The organism is Pseudonocardia sp. WMMC193 (assembly GCF_021728735.1).
Classification (GTDB): Bacteria; Actinomycetota; Actinomycetes; order Mycobacteriales; family Pseudonocardiaceae; genus Pseudonocardia; species Pseudonocardia oroxyli.
The window spans coordinates 909,782-924,448 of the sequence record NZ_JAKKDO010000003.1 but is presented as its reverse complement, the minus strand read 5'-3'; the positions used below and the strand labels follow the sequence as shown (position 1 = coordinate 924,448).

The 14,667-nt window shown below is 73.3% G+C and carries 15 protein-coding genes; 5 read left to right on the top strand and 10 right to left on the bottom strand.

What is annotated here, in order from left to right:
* The 8 genes from pntB to paaA all read right to left on the bottom strand — a co-directional run bounded on the left by pntB (position 1) and on the right by paaA (position 7,271).
* Positions 1-1,404, bottom strand: a complete 1,404-nt coding sequence (gene pntB, locus L3X23_RS05770) for a Re/Si-specific NAD(P)(+) transhydrogenase subunit beta (protein ID WP_237191088.1) — start codon at positions 1,402-1,404, stop codon at positions 1-3.
* Positions 1,405-1,408: 4 nt separating this feature from the next.
* Positions 1,409-2,971, bottom strand: coding sequence for a Re/Si-specific NAD(P)(+) transhydrogenase subunit alpha (locus L3X23_RS05765; protein ID WP_237191087.1), 1,563 nt, complete (start codon positions 2,969-2,971; stop codon positions 1,409-1,411).
* Between the two features lie 291 nt (positions 2,972-3,262).
* Positions 3,263-3,532 (bottom strand): hypothetical protein, encoded by a 270-nt coding sequence (locus L3X23_RS05760; protein ID WP_237191086.1) that lies wholly within the window; start codon positions 3,530-3,532, stop codon positions 3,263-3,265.
* Between the two features lie 95 nt (positions 3,533-3,627).
* On the bottom strand, positions 3,628-4,659 hold the full coding sequence (gene paaE / locus L3X23_RS05755; protein ID WP_237191085.1) for a 1,2-phenylacetyl-CoA epoxidase subunit PaaE: 1,032 nt from the start codon (positions 4,657-4,659) through the stop codon (positions 3,628-3,630).
* Positions 4,659-5,123, bottom strand: a complete 465-nt coding sequence (gene paaD / locus L3X23_RS05750) for a 1,2-phenylacetyl-CoA epoxidase subunit PaaD (RefSeq protein ID WP_237191084.1) — start codon at positions 5,121-5,123, stop codon at positions 4,659-4,661. The genes paaE and paaD overlap by 1 nt, the downstream gene beginning before the upstream one ends.
* Positions 5,117-6,043, bottom strand: coding sequence for a 1,2-phenylacetyl-CoA epoxidase subunit PaaC (paaC, locus tag L3X23_RS05745; RefSeq protein ID WP_237191083.1), 927 nt, complete (start codon positions 6,041-6,043; stop codon positions 5,117-5,119). Before paaC ends, paaD begins: the two co-directional genes overlap by 7 nt.
* Positions 6,040-6,330 (bottom strand): 1,2-phenylacetyl-CoA epoxidase subunit PaaB, encoded by a 291-nt coding sequence (paaB, locus tag L3X23_RS05740; RefSeq protein WP_093075905.1) that lies wholly within the window; start codon positions 6,328-6,330, stop codon positions 6,040-6,042. The genes paaC and paaB overlap by 4 nt, the downstream gene beginning before the upstream one ends.
* Positions 6,327-7,271: a 1,2-phenylacetyl-CoA epoxidase subunit PaaA gene (gene paaA / locus L3X23_RS05735; RefSeq protein ID WP_237191082.1), complete on the bottom strand. Its 945-nt coding sequence runs from the start codon at positions 7,269-7,271 to the stop codon at positions 6,327-6,329. The genes paaB and paaA overlap by 4 nt, the downstream gene beginning before the upstream one ends.
* 166 nt (positions 7,272-7,437) lie before the next feature.
* Between paaA and paaZ the strand changes: the two genes are divergently transcribed.
* Genes paaZ through L3X23_RS05720 form a run of 3 tightly spaced genes read left to right on the top strand, consistent with a single transcriptional unit; the run spans position 7,438 to position 11,410 of the window.
* Positions 7,438-9,417 (top strand): phenylacetic acid degradation bifunctional protein PaaZ, encoded by a 1,980-nt coding sequence (gene paaZ, locus L3X23_RS05730; RefSeq protein WP_237191081.1) that lies wholly within the window; start codon positions 7,438-7,440, stop codon positions 9,415-9,417.
* A 50-nt stretch (positions 9,418-9,467) separates the two neighbouring features.
* Positions 9,468-10,730, top strand: coding sequence for a phenylacetate--CoA ligase PaaK (paaK, locus tag L3X23_RS05725; RefSeq protein ID WP_237197933.1), 1,263 nt, complete (start codon positions 9,468-9,470; stop codon positions 10,728-10,730).
* 53 nt (positions 10,731-10,783) lie between these two features.
* Positions 10,784-11,410 (top strand): maleylpyruvate isomerase family mycothiol-dependent enzyme, encoded by a 627-nt coding sequence (locus tag L3X23_RS05720; protein WP_237191080.1) that lies wholly within the window; start codon positions 10,784-10,786, stop codon positions 11,408-11,410.
* Between the two features lie 31 nt (positions 11,411-11,441).
* On the opposite strand, the gene L3X23_RS05715 is transcribed toward L3X23_RS05720, so the two are convergent.
* On the bottom strand, positions 11,442-11,825 hold the full coding sequence (locus L3X23_RS05715; RefSeq protein WP_237191079.1) for a DUF5997 family protein: 384 nt from the start codon (positions 11,823-11,825) through the stop codon (positions 11,442-11,444).
* A gap of 33 nt (positions 11,826-11,858) precedes the next feature.
* On the opposite strand from L3X23_RS05715, the gene L3X23_RS05710 reads away from it, so the two are divergent.
* Positions 11,859-12,542: a LysR family substrate-binding domain-containing protein gene (locus tag L3X23_RS05710; RefSeq protein WP_237191078.1), complete on the top strand. Its 684-nt coding sequence runs from the start codon at positions 11,859-11,861 to the stop codon at positions 12,540-12,542.
* Between the two features lie 7 nt (positions 12,543-12,549).
* Here the strand turns inward: L3X23_RS05710 and L3X23_RS05705 are convergent, their stop codons facing one another.
* The gene (locus tag L3X23_RS05705) at positions 12,550-13,551 is read right to left on the bottom strand and encodes an aldo/keto reductase (protein ID WP_237191077.1); all 1,002 of its coding nucleotides are present in this window, start codon (positions 13,549-13,551) and stop codon (positions 12,550-12,552) included.
* Between the two features lie 199 nt (positions 13,552-13,750).
* Here L3X23_RS05705 and L3X23_RS05700 point away from each other — a divergent pair, with 199 nt between their 5' ends.
* Complete coding sequence (locus L3X23_RS05700) at positions 13,751-14,641, top strand: alpha/beta fold hydrolase (RefSeq protein WP_237191076.1); 891 nt, start codon at positions 13,751-13,753, stop codon at positions 14,639-14,641.
* The last annotated feature ends 26 nt before the right edge of the window (positions 14,642-14,667 follow it).

The window sequence follows — 14,667 nt, the reverse complement described above, 5'->3', positions numbered from 1 at the left end:
CTACCGGCTGGGCACCGGCAGCGCGGCGAGGATGTCCTGGACCCGCTCCTTGGCATCTCCGAAGAGCATCTGGGTGTTCTCCCGGAAGAACAGCGGGTTCTGCACCCCGGCGTACCCGGTGGCCATGGACCGCTTGAACACGATCACGTCCTTGGCCTCCCACACCTTCAGCACCGGCATGCCGGCGATGGGCGAGCCCGGGTCCTCCGACGCGGCCGGGTTGACCGTGTCGTTCGCCCCGATGACCAACACGACGTCCGTCTCGGCGAGGTCGTCGTTGATCTCGTCCATCTCCAGGACGATGTCGTAGGGCACCTGCGCCTCGGCGAGCAGCACGTTCATGTGCCCCGGGAGCCGGCCGGCGACCGGGTGGACCCCGAACCGCACCTCGACGCCTGCGTCCCGGAGCTTGCGGGTCAGCTCGGCGACCGGGTACTGGGCCTGGGCCACCGCCATGCCGTAGCCGGGGGTGATCACCACGCTGGAGGCGTTCGCCAGCAGCTCGGCGACCCCGTCGGCCGCGACCTCGCGGTGCTCGCCCTCCACCGCCGCGGCCGTCGAGGACGTGGCGCCGAACCCGCCCGCGATCACCGAGAGGAACGACCGGTTCATCGCCTTGCACATGATGTAGGACAGGTACGCACCGGACGAGCCGACGAGCGCCCCGGTGATGATCAGCAGGTCGTTGCCCAGCAGGAAGCCGGACGCCGCCGCCGCCCACCCCGAGTACGAGTTGAGCATCGACACCACGACCGGCATGTCCCCGCCGCCGATCGACGCCACCAGGTGCAGGCCCAGCAGCAACGCCACCACGGTGAGCACGGCCAGGATCCAGAGCGCGGGAGTGATCACGAACCACACCGTGAGCGCGGCGAACACGACCAGGGCGCCCAGGTTCAGGGCGTTCTTGCCCGGCAGCATCAGCGGCGCGGACGCGATCTTCGCCGACAGCTTCAGGTAGGCGATGATCGACCCGGTGAAGGTCACCGCGCCGATGAACACCCCGATGGCGACCTCACCGTGGTGGATGCCCAGCAGCGAGCCCGCCAGCTGCAGGTGCCCGGATTCCACCTCCAGGTAGCCGTTCCAGCCCACGAGCACCGCGGCGAGCCCGACGAAGGAGTGCATCAGCGCGATCAGCTCGGGCATACCCGTCATCTCGACGACGCGGGCCCGCCAGAGCCCGATGGCCGCGCCGATGACCAGGGCGACCAGCAGCAGCGCGATGCCCAACGCGGACGCGCTGCTCAGCGCGACGATCGCGGTGGCCACGAGGGCGATGGTCATGCCGGCGATGCCGAACAGCACCCCGGAGCGGGAGGTCTCGTGCCGCGACAGCCCGGCCAGGGAGATCACGAACAGCAGGGCGGCGATCAGGTACGCCGCAGTGGTCCACGTCTGCATGTCCTCAGCTCCTCGTGAACATCTGCAGCATGCGGCGGGTCACCGCGAAGCCACCGACGATGTTGATCGACGCCAGCAGCGTCGCGACGGCGGCCAGGGCGATGACCAGCCCGTTCCCGCCCGTGCCGAGCTGCAGGATCGCGCCGACGACGATGATCCCGGAGATCGCGTTCGTCACCGACATCAGCGGCGTGTGCAGCGCGTGGTGCACGTTGCCGATGACGTAGAAGCCGATCACGATCGCCAGCACGAACACCGTGAGGTGCCCGGCGAGCTCCGGGGGCGCGAACGCCGTGACCAGGAACAACGCCACCGCGCCGAGCACGCCGGGCAGGGCCCGCGCCAGCGGCGAGCGCTCCTTCTCCGGTTCCTTCTCCACCGGCGCCGCAGCAGGCTGCGCGGCCGGGGCCGCGCTCACCGAGACCGGGGGCGGCGGCCACAACGTCTCCCCCGCGTGCGCCACCGTGATCCCCCGGACGACCGTGTCGTCCAGGTCCAGGACCAGGTGCCCGTCCTTGCCCGGGGTCATCAGCTTGAGCAGGTTCAGCACGTTCGTGCCGTAGAGCTGCGAGGCCTGCGCGGGCAGCCGCGCGGCCAGGTCCGTGTAGCCGATGATCGTCACGCCGTGCTCGGTCGTGACGACCTCACCGGCCACCGAACCCTCGACGTTGCCGCCCTGCGCCGCCGCCATGTCCACGATCACCGAACCCGGCCGCATCGACGCCACGTCCGCCGCCGTGATCAGCTTCGGCGCGGGGCGCCCCGGGATCAGCGCCGTGGTGATGATGATGTCGCACTCCGCGGCCTGCTCGGAGTAGATCTCGGCGGCCCGCTTGTCGTAGGCCTCGCTCGTCGCCTTCGCGTAGCCGTCGGTGGAGGCCTCCTGCTCCACCTCCACCGGCAGGTACTCACCGCCGAGCGACTTGACCTGGTCCGCGACCTCGGCCCGGGGGTCCGTGGCCCGCACCACCGCGCCCAGCGAGTTCGCCGCGGCGATCGCCGCGAGCCCCGCGACGCCGGCGCCCGCCACCAGCACCTTCGCCGGGGGCACCTTCCCCGCCGCGGTGACCTGCCCGGTGAAGAACCGACCGAACGCGTGCGCCGCCTCGATCACCGCCCGGTAGCCGGCGATGTTCGCCATCGACGACAGCACGTCCATCGACTGCGCCCGCGAGATCCGCGGCACCGCGTCCATCGACAGCGCCGTCACCCCGGCCGCCGTGAGCGCCGCCGTGCGCTCCTCCTCGAACCGCGGCGCCAGCATCGCGATCAGCGTGGCCCCCGAGCGCAGCTGCGGGATCTCGTCCGGCTGCGGCGCGTTCACCATCAGCACCACGTCCGCGTCCCACACCGGGCCCGCAGCGACCTCCGCGCCCGCCTCGGCGTACGCCGCGTCCTCGAAACCCGCGTGCGCGCCCGCGCCGGACTCCACCGCCACGGCGTAGCCCAGCCCGATCACCTTCGCCGTGGTCTCCGGCGACAGGGCGACCCGGGTCTCCCCCTTCGTCGACTCCGCGACCACGCCGACCCGCAGGGCCGGACCGGAGGTCTCCTCTGTGTCGCTCATGCACTCTCCTCGGGATACGGCACCGTCGTCGATCGTGGAGGGCGGTCAGCGGGGCTCGCCGATCGGTGGAACGACGGCCGCTCGCCGACATGGCGACGGGTGGCCGCCGGGCGTGATTGACAAAGTTAACGCACGGCCCGGACCGTTCCGTGACGATCCCATCACACCCGAGGGGGTGCCGGCGGGTCGGGCCGGCCGTCCGGTCGGGCTCCGACCTGCCCTTGCGGCACCGGGGCCCCGTACCAGAGGTGGAGGCGGCTCTCGTTCGGCCCCCGACGAGGCCGGGACGGCTCAGCCCAGGCGGCGGTGGTTGGCGCGGACCCGGCGATGGACCGGGGTGAGGATGCTCGTCGCCGCCCCCGCCGCGGCGAACGGCAGCGCGGCGGTCGTCTGGGCGGCCGCGACGACCTTCTCCCCCACCATGCGCCCCAGCTCGCGGCGGGTGCGGGGGGTGGGCGGCCAGCCGCCGCGGACCACCCGCACGGTCCGCCGGGCGATCACCTGCGGCGCCCACCAGGCGATCTCGCCTGCCATCACGAACGGTCGCGCCAGGCTCTTCACACCCGCAGCCTACGGACCCCCACCACCCCGTGAGTGGCGATGGTCGCCAGAGCGACCATCGCCACTCACGGGGTCTGAGCAGGGGGGACGGGGGGCTAGGCGTCGAAGTCGACCGTGACCTGCGCGGAGACCGGCAGGGTCTGGCAGGTGAGGACGTAGCCCTTCGCGACCTCGTCCTCCTCCAGGGCGAAGTTGCGGCGCATGGTGACCTCGCCGGAGACGACCTTGGCCCGGCAGGTGCCGCAGACCCCGCCCTTGCAGGCGAACGGCAGATCGCCGCGGACCTTCTGCGCGGCGTCGAGCACGGACTCGTCCCGGGGCAGGACGAGCTCGGTGGTCCGGCCGTTCAGCACGACCGTGACCTGCGCGCCGTCCACGACCTCCGCGGTGGGGCGGCGCAGCTCGGGCGGCGGCTCGTCGACGTAGAACAGCTCGCGGTGCACCCGGGCCCGGTCGACGCCCAGCTCGCCGAGCACGGCGACGGCGGCGTCGGTCATGCCGAGCGGGCCGCACAGCCACCAGTGGTCCACGCCCTCGACGTCGACCAGCGCGCCGAGCAGGGTCCGCAGGCGGTCGGCGTCCAGCCTGCCGTTGAAGACGTCCGCCTCGGTGGGCTCGCGGGACAGGACGTTGAGCAGGTGCAGGCGCGGGCCGTGGGCGTTCTTGAGGTCGGCGATCTCCTCGGTGAACATCACGGTGTCGGTACGGCGGTTGCCGTAGATCAGCGTGACCCGGGTGTCCGGGTGCGCCGCCAGCAGGGACGCCGCGATGGACAGCACCGGCGTGATGCCCGAGCCCGCGGCGATCAGCCCGTGGTGCGTGCCCGCAGCGAGCTCGGGGGTGAAGGAGCCCGCGGGCGGGCCGACCTCGACCTCGTCCCCCACCGCGAGCCGGTCGACGAGCCACTCGGAGAACAGCCCGCCGTCCACCCGGCGCACGCCGACCCGCGGCGCCGCACCGACCGGGGCGCAGATCGAGTACGAGCGCCGCTCACCGTCACGTTGCAGCGTCAGGAACTGCCCGGGCCGGAAGTCGTAGAGCGGGCGCAGGTCCTCCGGGACGTCGAAGGTCACGGCCACGGCGTCCTCACACAGCCGCTCGACCTCCCCCACCCGCAGAGCGTGCATCAGATCTCCTTCATGTGTTCGAAGGGCTCGCGGCAGGCCGGGCAGCGGCGCAGCGCCGTGCAGGCCGTGGGCCCGAAGCGGGAGAGCTCCTCGGTCACCGGCTCCCCGCACCGCGGGCACCGCACGCGCGGGGCCGTCAGCAGCAGCGGGACCGGGCCGCGCGGGGCGGTCCCGGGGGGTGCGATCCCGGCCTCGGCGAGCTTGCGCCTGCCGGCCTCGCTGATCCAGTCCGTGCTCCAGGCGGGCGAGAGCACCGTGCGCACCTCGACCGGGCCGTACCCGGCCAGCGCCGCGCGGATGTCGTCCCGCATCACCTCGAGCGCCGGGCAGCCGGAGTAGGTCGGCGTGATCGTGACGACGACGCCGTCCGCGGTCTCCTCGACCGACCGGATGACGCCCAGGTCGTCCAGGGTGAGCATCGGCATCTCGGGGTCGACGACCTGCGCGAGCGCCTCCCTCACCATGTCGCCCCCTCGAACCGGCGGGCCAGGCTCTGCAGCTCGTCGACGACCGGGCCCAGCTTCTCGGTGTGCAGTCCCTGCCGACCGCCCCGCCCGCCGACCGTGCCCATCGGCCGGGTCGTCGGCCGCTGCAGGGTCGCCCGGGTGAGCACCTGGTCGAGGACCTCCTCGACCTCCGCCCGGGTCTCGGCCGGGTCGACGGCGACGCCCGGGCCGACCAGCCTGCGCTCCTCGTCCGAGGTGCGGAACAGCTCCTCGAGGAAGGCCCAGGCCCCGTCCAGCCCCGCCTGCATGCGCCGGTGGGACTCCGCGGTGCCGTCGCCGAGGCGCAGGGTCCACCGCACCGCGTAGTCGCGGTGGTAGGCCACCTCCTTGACGCCCTTGGCCGCGACCGCCGCGATCACCGGGTCCGCGCTGGACACGAGCCGGTGGAGCAGGGCCAGCCGCCAGGTGGAGAACAGCAGCAGGTGGGCGATGCAGCGGCCGAAGTCCAGGTCGTCCGGCTGCTCGACCAGCGCGACGTTGCGGAACTCGGACTCCACCCGGAAGTAGGCCAGCCGGTCCTCGGCAGGCGTCGAGCCTGCGGAACCGCCCTCGTTTCCGACACCGGTCAGGTGCCCGGCCCGGGACAGCAGTACCCGGGCCTGGCCGAGCAGGTCCAGCGCGATGTTGGCGAGCGCGACCTCCTCCTCCAGCTCCGGCGCGTTCGCCACCCACTCGGAGAGGCGGTGCTGGTAGATCAGGGCGTCGTCGCCGAGCATGAGGCAGTACGCGGCCAGGTCGGCCGGGTCGACGCCCGCGGGGACCGGCGCGGAGATCTCCGCCGCCACGTCGTCGGTGAAGCCGGTGCCGAAGGCCCAGCGCGGATCGTCCTGCGCGGTGGTCTCGGACAGCGACTGGTAGGCGTTCGTCGGGTCGCTCACAGGTGCGGCACCTCCTCCGGGATCGCGTAGAAGGTCGGGTGGCGGTAGACCTTGTCCCCGCTCGGCGCGAAGAAGGGGTCCTTCTCGCTCGGGCTCGACGCCGTGATGGCCTCGGCCTTGACCACCCAGATCGAGACGCCCTCGTTGCGGCGGGTGTAGAGGTCGCGCGCGTTGTGCAGCGCCATCTCGTCGTCCGCGGCGTGCAGCGACCCGACGTGCACGTGGTTCAGCCCGCGCTTGCCCCGCACGAACACCTCATAGAGGGGCCAGGACTTCCGCTCGCTCATGAGTGCTTCTCCGCATAGGCCTGGGCCGCCTCGCGCACCCAGGCGCCGTTCTCGTGGGCGCGGCGCCGGTGGGCGAGCCGCTGGCTGTTGGCCGGGCCGGACCCGGCGATGACGGCCGTGAACTCCGACCAGTCCGGCTCCCCGAAGTCGTGCGCCTGCCGCTCGGGGTTCCAACGCAGGTCCGGGTCCGGCAGCGTGACGCCGAGCGCCTCCGCCTGCGGCACGGACATGTCCACGAACCGCTGCCGCAGCTCGTCGTTGGTGTGCCGCTTGATGTTCCACGCCATCGACTGCTGCGTGTTCGGCGAGTCGCCGTCCGCGGGGCCGAACATCATCAGCGACGGCCACCACCAGCGGTCGACCGACTCCTGCACCATGGCCTTCTGCTCCGGCGTGCCGTTCACCATCGCCAGCAGCAGCTCGTAGCCCTGCCGCTGGTGGAAGGACTCCTCCTTGCAGATCCGCACCATCGCCCGGGCGTAGGGCCCGTAGGAGCAGCGGCAGAGCGGGACCTGGTTGCAGATCGCCGCACCGTCGACCAGCCAGCCGATGACGCCGACGTCCGCGTAGGACAGCGTGGGGTAGTTGAAGATCGACGAGTACTTCTGTGTGGCGCTGATGAGCTTCTCGGTCAGCTCCTCGCGGTCCACGCCGAGGGTCTCGGCCGCCGCGTACAGGTACATCCCGTGCCCGGCCTCGTCCTGCACCTTGGCCAGCAGGATCGCCTTGCGCCGCAACGACGGCGCCCGGGTGATCCAGTTCCCCTCCGGCTGCATCCCGATGATCTCGGAGTGCGCGTGCTGGGCGATCTGGCGGATCAGCGTCCTGCGGTAGTCGTCCGGCATCCAGTCCCGCGGCTCGATGCGCTGGTCGGCATCGATCGTGGCCTGGAACACCGCCTCGAGGTCGGGTTCACGGACGTCGTGGTGGGTCGCGCTCATCGGGCCCCTCCCGGTTCGGTACTGCCGGAACCGAATGTTCGTTCGTCTGATGATGCCTCACGTTTCAAGGTCATGCAAGCGGGTCTGGCCGTCGTGACCGTCGGCTGCTAGCCTCGCCTGCAACCGAACGATCGTTCGCCGACGCAGACACCGATCGAGGGGCCGCATGAGCACCACCACGCTGCGGAGCTACGTCTCCGGCGCCTGGCACACCGCACCGGACTCCCCGGGGCATCCCGCCCGCCCGCTGTACGACGCGACCACCGGCGAGGAGATCGCCCGCATCTCCTCCGCGGGCGTCGACTTCGCCGCCGCGCTGGCCCACGGCCGCGAGGTCGGCGGCCCGGCGCTGCGCGCGCTCACGTTCCACCAGCGCGCCGCGCTGCTGAAGGCCCTCGCCGGGCACCTGCGCGAGCACCGCGAGGAGCTGTACGCGGTCTCGGCGCGGACCGGCGCCACCCTGGCCGACTCGAAGTTCGACGTCGACGGCGGCATCGGCGTCCTGCTCGCCTACGCGAGCAAGGCCAAGCGGGAGCTGCCGAACGACACCGTCTACGTCGAGGGCGCCGTGGAGCCGCTGAGCCGCGGCGGCACCTTCGTCGGCCAGCACCTGTGCGTGCCGCTGCACGGGGTCGCGGTGCAGGTCAACGCGTTCAACTTCCCCGTCTGGGGCCCGCTGGAGAAGTTCGCGCCCGCCTTCCTGGCCGGCGTGCCCTCGCTGGTCAAGCCGGCGAGCCCCACCGCCTTCCTCACGGCGAAGCTGGTCGAGCTGATCATCGACTCCGGGCTGCTGCCGGAGGGCACGCTGCAGTTCGTGGCGGGGTCGCTCGGGGACACCTTCGACCACCTGACCGGCCAGGACCTGGTGTCCTTCACCGGCTCGGCCGCCACGGCGCAGACCCTGCGAGCGCACCCGGCGATCGTGCGGAACTCCGTGCGCTTCTCCGCCGAGGCCGACTCGCTCAACTTCTCCGTCCTGGGGCCGGACGGGGACCTCGACCTGTTCGTGCGGGGCCTGGTCGCCGAGATGACCGTGAAGGCCGGGCAGAAGTGCACCGCGATCCGCCGCGCGTTCGTCCCCGCGGACCGGGTGGACGAGGTCGTCGCGGCGACGACCGCCGCGCTGGCGCAGGTCGACGGCATGGGCGCGCTGGCGAGCCTGGACCAGCGCGAGGAGGTGCGGCGCAGCATCAAGGCGCTCACCGCGGCGGGCCGGATCGTCTTCGGCGACCCCGACGCCGACGGACCCGGCGCCCACCTCGGCCCGATCCTGCTGGTCGGGGACCCGGAACGCGCCGAGCCGCACGAGGTCGAGGCCTTCGGGCCGGTCTCGACGATCCTGCCGTACGAGGGCACCGCCCAGCTGATCGACTACGCCGCCCGCGGGCAGGGCTCGCTCGCAGGCTCGATCGTCAGCGAGGACCCGGCGTTCGTGCGCGAGGTCGTGCTCGGCACCGCGCCCTTCCACGGCAGGCTCCTCGTGCTCAACCGCGCGGACGCGACGGAGTCCACCGGCCACGGCTCCCCCCTGCCCCAGCTCGTCCACGGCGGCCCCGGCCGCGCGGGCGGCGGCGAGGAGCTGGGCGGCATCCGCGGCGTGCTGCACCACATGCAGCGCACGGCGATCCAGGCCGACCCGGACTCGCTCACCGCGATCACCGGCCGCTGGGTCGCGGGCGCCGCGCGCGTCCAGTCGGACGTGCACCCCTTCCGCAAGCACCTCGAGGAGCTGCGGCCGGGCGACACGCTGGTCGCCGGGCCGCGCCGGGTCACCCAGGAGGACGTGGAGCACTTCGCCGAGTTCACCGGGGACACCTTCTACGCCCACATGGACGCCGCGGCCGCCGCGGCGAACCCGCTGTTCGGCGAGCGCGTCGCCCACGGGTACCTGATCGTCTCGCTCGCGGCGGGCCTGTTCGTCGACCCGGACCCCGGTCCCGTGCTGGCCAACTTCGGCGTGGACGACCTGCGGTTCCTCACCCCGGTGAAGTTCGGCGACGAGCTCACGGTCACCCTCACCTGCAAGCAGCTGACCCCGCGGGACTCCGCCGGGTACGGCGAGGTGCGCTGGGACGCGGACGTCACGCGCCAGGACGGCGAGTCCGTCGCGCGGTACGACGTGCTGACCCTGGTGGCGAAGCAGTGACCCGCCTCGGCCAGGCCCCGCCGCCCGACCTGCTCGACGACGCGGAGCGGATGTCCACCGACGAGCTGCGGGCCCTGCAGCTCGAACGTCTGCAGTGGACGCTCGCGCACGCCTACGAGAACGTGCCGCACTACCGCAAGGCGTTCGACGAGGCGGGCGTCCACCCGGCGGACTGCCGGTCGCTGTCGGACATCGCGAAGTTCCCCACCACGAGCAAGGCCGACCTGCGGGAGAACTACCCCTTCGGCATGTTCGCGGTGCCGCAGTCCGAGGTCCGGCGCATCCACGCCTCCTCCGGGACCACCGGTCGCCCCACGGTCGTCGGCTACACCGCCCGGGACATCGACACCTGGGCGGGCCTGATCGCCCGCTCGATCCGCGCCGCGGGCGGGCGGCCCGGGCACAAGGTGCACAACGCCTACGGCTACGGCCTGTTCACCGGCGGCCTCGGCGCCCACTACGGCATCGAGCGCCTGGGGGCCACGGCCATCCCCGTGTCCGGCGGGATGACCCCGCGCCAGGTCCAGCTGATCACGGACTTCCTGCCGGACGTCATCATGCTGACCCCCAGCTACATGCTCACCCTGCTCGACGAGTTCGAGCGCCAGGGCCTCGACCCCCGCGCGACCTCGCTGCGGGTCGGGATCTTCGGCGCGGAGCCGTGGACCGAGCAGATGCGCGCCGAGATCGAGGAGCGCATGGACATCCACGCCGTGGACATCTACGGCCTGTCCGAGGTCATGGGCCCCGGGGTGGCGCAGGAGTGCGTGGAGACCAAGGACGGGCTGCACATCTGGGAGGACCACTTCCTGCCCGAGGTGATCGACCCGCTGGACGGGACGGTGCTCGCGGACGGCGAGGAGGGCGAGCTCGTGTTCACCTCGCTGACCAAGCAGGCCCTGCCGATCATCCGCTACCGCACCCGCGACCTGACCCGGCTGCTGCCCGGCACCGCGCGGCCCGCGATGCGGCGCATGCAGAAGATCACCGGCCGCAGCGACGACATGATCATCCTGCGCGGGGTGAACCTCTTCCCGACCCAGATCGAGGAGATCGTGCTGCGCACCGCGGGGTTCGCCCCGCACTTCCAGCTCGAGCTCACCACCGAGGGGCGGATGGATGCGCTCACCGTGCGGGTCGAGGCGCGGGCGGACACCCCGGCGCCGCGCCGGGCGGCCGCCGCGGCCGAGCTGGTCACGGCGGTCAAGGACACCGTCGGGGTGACGGTGACCTGCGAGGTCGTGGACCCGGACTCGCTGGAGCGCTCGGTCGGGAAGCTGCAGCGGCTCAAGGACCACCGCACCCCGCGCTGAGCACCGGCGGCGGGCGGCGGCGGCGGCGGGCGGCGGCGCGGTAGCGTGGCGCGATGCCCGCCGCCGAGCCCGACTGCCGGACGATGGCCCGCGCGGAGCGGGCGGCCCTCGCGGAGTTCCTGGGCACCCTGTCGCCCGCGGACTGGGACGCGCCGACCCTGTGTGCGGGGTGGGCGGTCCGAGACGTCGTGGCGCACCTGGTCAGCTACGAGGACCTGAGTCCGCTCGCGCTGGTGCGCAGGTTGGCCAGGGGTGGGGCCACGGCGAACGAGATCGGCATCGCCGCCCTGCGCCACCGCGCCCCGGACGAGCTGCTCGAGCTGGTGCGCAACCGGCTCGACCCCCGGGGGCTCACGGCCGCCTTCGGTGGTCGCATCGCGCTGACCGACGGCCTGATCCACCACCAGGACATCCGGCGATCGTTCGGCAGGCCCCGCGAGATCCCGGCGGACCGGCTGCGGGTCGTCCTGGACTTCGCGCGGACCGCGCCCCCGATCGGGGCCCGACAGCGGATCAAGGGCCTGACCCTGCGGGCCACCGACCTGGACTGGAGCACCGGCCGCGGGCCGCTCGTCGAAGGCCCCGCGGAGCCGCTGCTGATGGCGCTCGCCGGTCGCGCCGGCGCCGTCGCGGAGCTCGGCGGGGACGGGGCCGCGATCCTCGCGGGCCGGACCGGCTGAGTCCGGGGACGGGCCGCCGGGACCGACGCCGCTACCGGGCCCGGCCGGAGCGCTCGGCCTGCGCGCGCGCCTCGGCGCGCTGGGACTCGGCCCGGGTGCTGCGCTCGCGGCGCAGCCACTCCGGCTGCTCCTCCTTCAGGGCCGCGATCTGCGCGGTGGTCAGCGGCTCGGTGATCTCGGCGCGGGCCAGCCCGGAGATGGACACGCCCAACCGGTCCGCGACCACCTGCCGGGGGTGCGGACCGTCGCGCCGCAGCTCACGCAGCCACTGCGGCGGATCGGCCTGCAGGGCGTCCAGCTCGTCCCGCGAGACCACCCCGTCCCGGAACTCGGCGGGGGTCGCGTCGAGGAGGACGCCGAGCTTCTTCGCCGCCGTCGCGGCCTTCATGGTCTGGGTCGCCCTCTGCCGCGTCATGGGCCCAGGGTATCGAGGCTCTACCCTGGCCCGGTGACCGAGCCGACCCCCGCCGCGACGTTCCGGCTCGGCTACGTCCCCGGCGTCACCCCCGGGAAGTGGGCGCGGATCTGGGCGGAGCGCAGGCCCCGGGTCCCGCTGGAGCTGGTCGCGGGCAGCACGGACGAGGCGGTGGAGCTGGTCCGTGCCGGCACGATCGACGCGGCGCTGGTCCGGCTCCCCATCGACCGGGCCGGGCTGCACGCGATCCCGCTGTACACCGAGACCACCGTGGCCGTCGTGCCGAAGGACCACCTGCTCACCGCGGCCGAGGAGGCCGTGCTCGCCGACCTGGCGGACGAGACCCTGCTCCACCCGCAGGACGACACCCTGGACTGGCCGGGCGGCCGTCCGGGCCGGGCGGCGGCCTACACCCCGCCGACGACGGCCGAGGCCGTCGAGCTGGTCGCCGCGGGCATGGGTGTGCTGGCGCTGCCCCAGTCCCTCGCCCGCCTGCACCACCGCCGCGACCTGACCTACCGGCCGCTGACCGACGCCCCCGGGTCGAGCGTGGTCCTGACCTGGCCGGACGCCGAGAACACCGAGCTGATGGAGGAGTTCATCGGGATCGTGCGCGGCCGCACCGCGCACAGCTCCCGCACGCCGCGGCAGGCTCCCGCCGCCGAGCGCCCCCGCCCGGCGGGGGCCGCCCCCCGGCGCCGCGCCCGCCGCCGCTGACCCGGGGTCAGGCGCCCGCCACCCGGGCGGGCGTCCCGAGGTCGACGGCGTCGAGGACCGACCGTCCGGCGTCGTCCAGCTCGACGTCCGCGGCCGCGCAGGCGAGCCGCAGGTGCTTCTCCGACGTCGCGCCGACGACGACGGTCGTCACGGCCTGCCGGTCGAGCAGCCACGCGATCGCCGCCTGGGCCGCGGGCAGCCCGACGGACGCCGCGGCGGCCTCGAAGCGCCCCGCGGCCTCGACCTCGGCGGCGGAGAACCCGCTCCCGCCCCACCGGGCGTGCCCGGCCCAGCGCCGTTCGGCCGCCGCGCGGCCGGCGAGCAACCCCATGCCCAGCGGGCTGTACGCCGCAAGCCCCATCCCGGCCCGGTGCAGCACGGGGACGAGATCGCGCTCGACCGCGCGGTCCGCGAGGTGGTAGCGCGGCTGATGGACGACCGGCGGGTGCGCCCCGAGGGCCGCCGCCGTGGCCAGCACCTCGGCCGTCTGCTCGCCGGTGTAGTTGGAGAGGCCCCAGGCCCCGATGTCGCCGCGGTCGACGAGGTCGCTGAACACCGACACCGTCTCCTCCAGCGGCGTCCGCGGGTCCGGCAGGTGGGCGTAGTAGAGGTCGATCCGCTCGCGCCCCAGCCGCGCGCGGCTGACCGCCGACTGCTCCTCGACGTGCGCCCGGGTCAGCAGGCCCCGCCACTCGCTCGTCGGGCGGCCCTCCCCCACCGGCTCGCCGACCTTGGTCGCCACCACGACCTCGTCCCCGGCTCCGCGCAGCGCGCGACCCAGCAGCTCCTCCGAGGAGGCCCGGTCCTGCCTGCGCGTGACCCCGGGCCAGTCGTAGCCCGGCTGGTTCCCGTAGGAGTTCGCGGTGTCGAAGCAGGTCACACCCAGGTCGCGCGCGGCCCCGACGAGGGCGGCCACGTCGTCCTCGCGCGGCGAGAGCCCGAAGGTGGCCGTCCCGAGCGCGATGCGGGACACCTCGATCCCCGACGCGCCCACGGTGGCGTACTGCACGGGTGGTCCTCCTCTGCTCCGCGGCCGGTCGTCGTCACCAGGCTCGACCCTCCGGCGGCGCCCGCCCAGCCCCGTGGTCTGCCCAGCGAACCGGCGCGGCGGAACTTGGCCGGGCGTTCTCCTCAGCGGACCGGCGCAGGCCGTCGGGGGCGGGTGGCGTCTCTACGCTCGCACCACGAGCCCCCAGGAGGAGCAGCGCATGAGTTCGCGAGCGGCGTTCGTCACCAGCGACGGCCTGACCGAGGAGTCGGCGGGCCGGACGGTGGTGGTCGACGGCACGCCGATGCACTACCACGACATCGGCGAGGGTGAGCCGATCCTGTTCCTGCACAGCTACGGTCCGGGATCGAACGCCTGGATCACCTGGCACAAGGTCGTGCCGTACTTCGCCGCGCGGTACCGCTGCATCCTGATGGACCTGGTGAACTACGGCGGGAGCGGGCCGCGCGTCTTCCGTGAGCAGATCCACGGGCTGCACGCCCGGCAGGCGAAGGGGCTGCTCGACGCGATCGGCATCGACCGCGTGGACGTCGTGGGCAACTCCCAGGGCGGCCAGACGGCGTTCGCCTTCGCCTACACCTATCCCGAGCGGACCAAGAAGCTCGTGTGGGGCGCGGGCCACGTCGGGACCAACCGCGGCTACCGCAACGAGTACCTGATGGCGATCGAGCCCGAGGAGGGCCTGCGCGCCACCCTCGAGGTGATCGAGGACCCGAGCGAGCGGAACTTCGAGCGCTACCTCAAGGTGCACATCGACGACCCGGCCCTGGTCACCCCGGAGCTCGTCGCGTACGTCCGGGACACCTACCTGTCCCGCCCCGACATCCTGGCGGCGTCCGCGGAGAGCTACTCCACACCCCACGACCACGCCCCCGAGATGGCCGAGCTCGAGGCCGAGACCCTGATCGTCTGGGGTCGCAACGACCGGATGTGCACGTTCGAGATCGGGATCAACGCCCTCAACCTGACGCGCCACTCGCGGCTGGTGGTGCTGCGCGACACCGGGCACTGGGTCCCGTTCGAGAAGCCCGCCGAGTACGCGGCGCACGTGCTGTCGTTCCTCGACGGCTACCCGAAGCAGCCGAGCTGATCTCCCCTTCCCCGCAGAGCACGAGG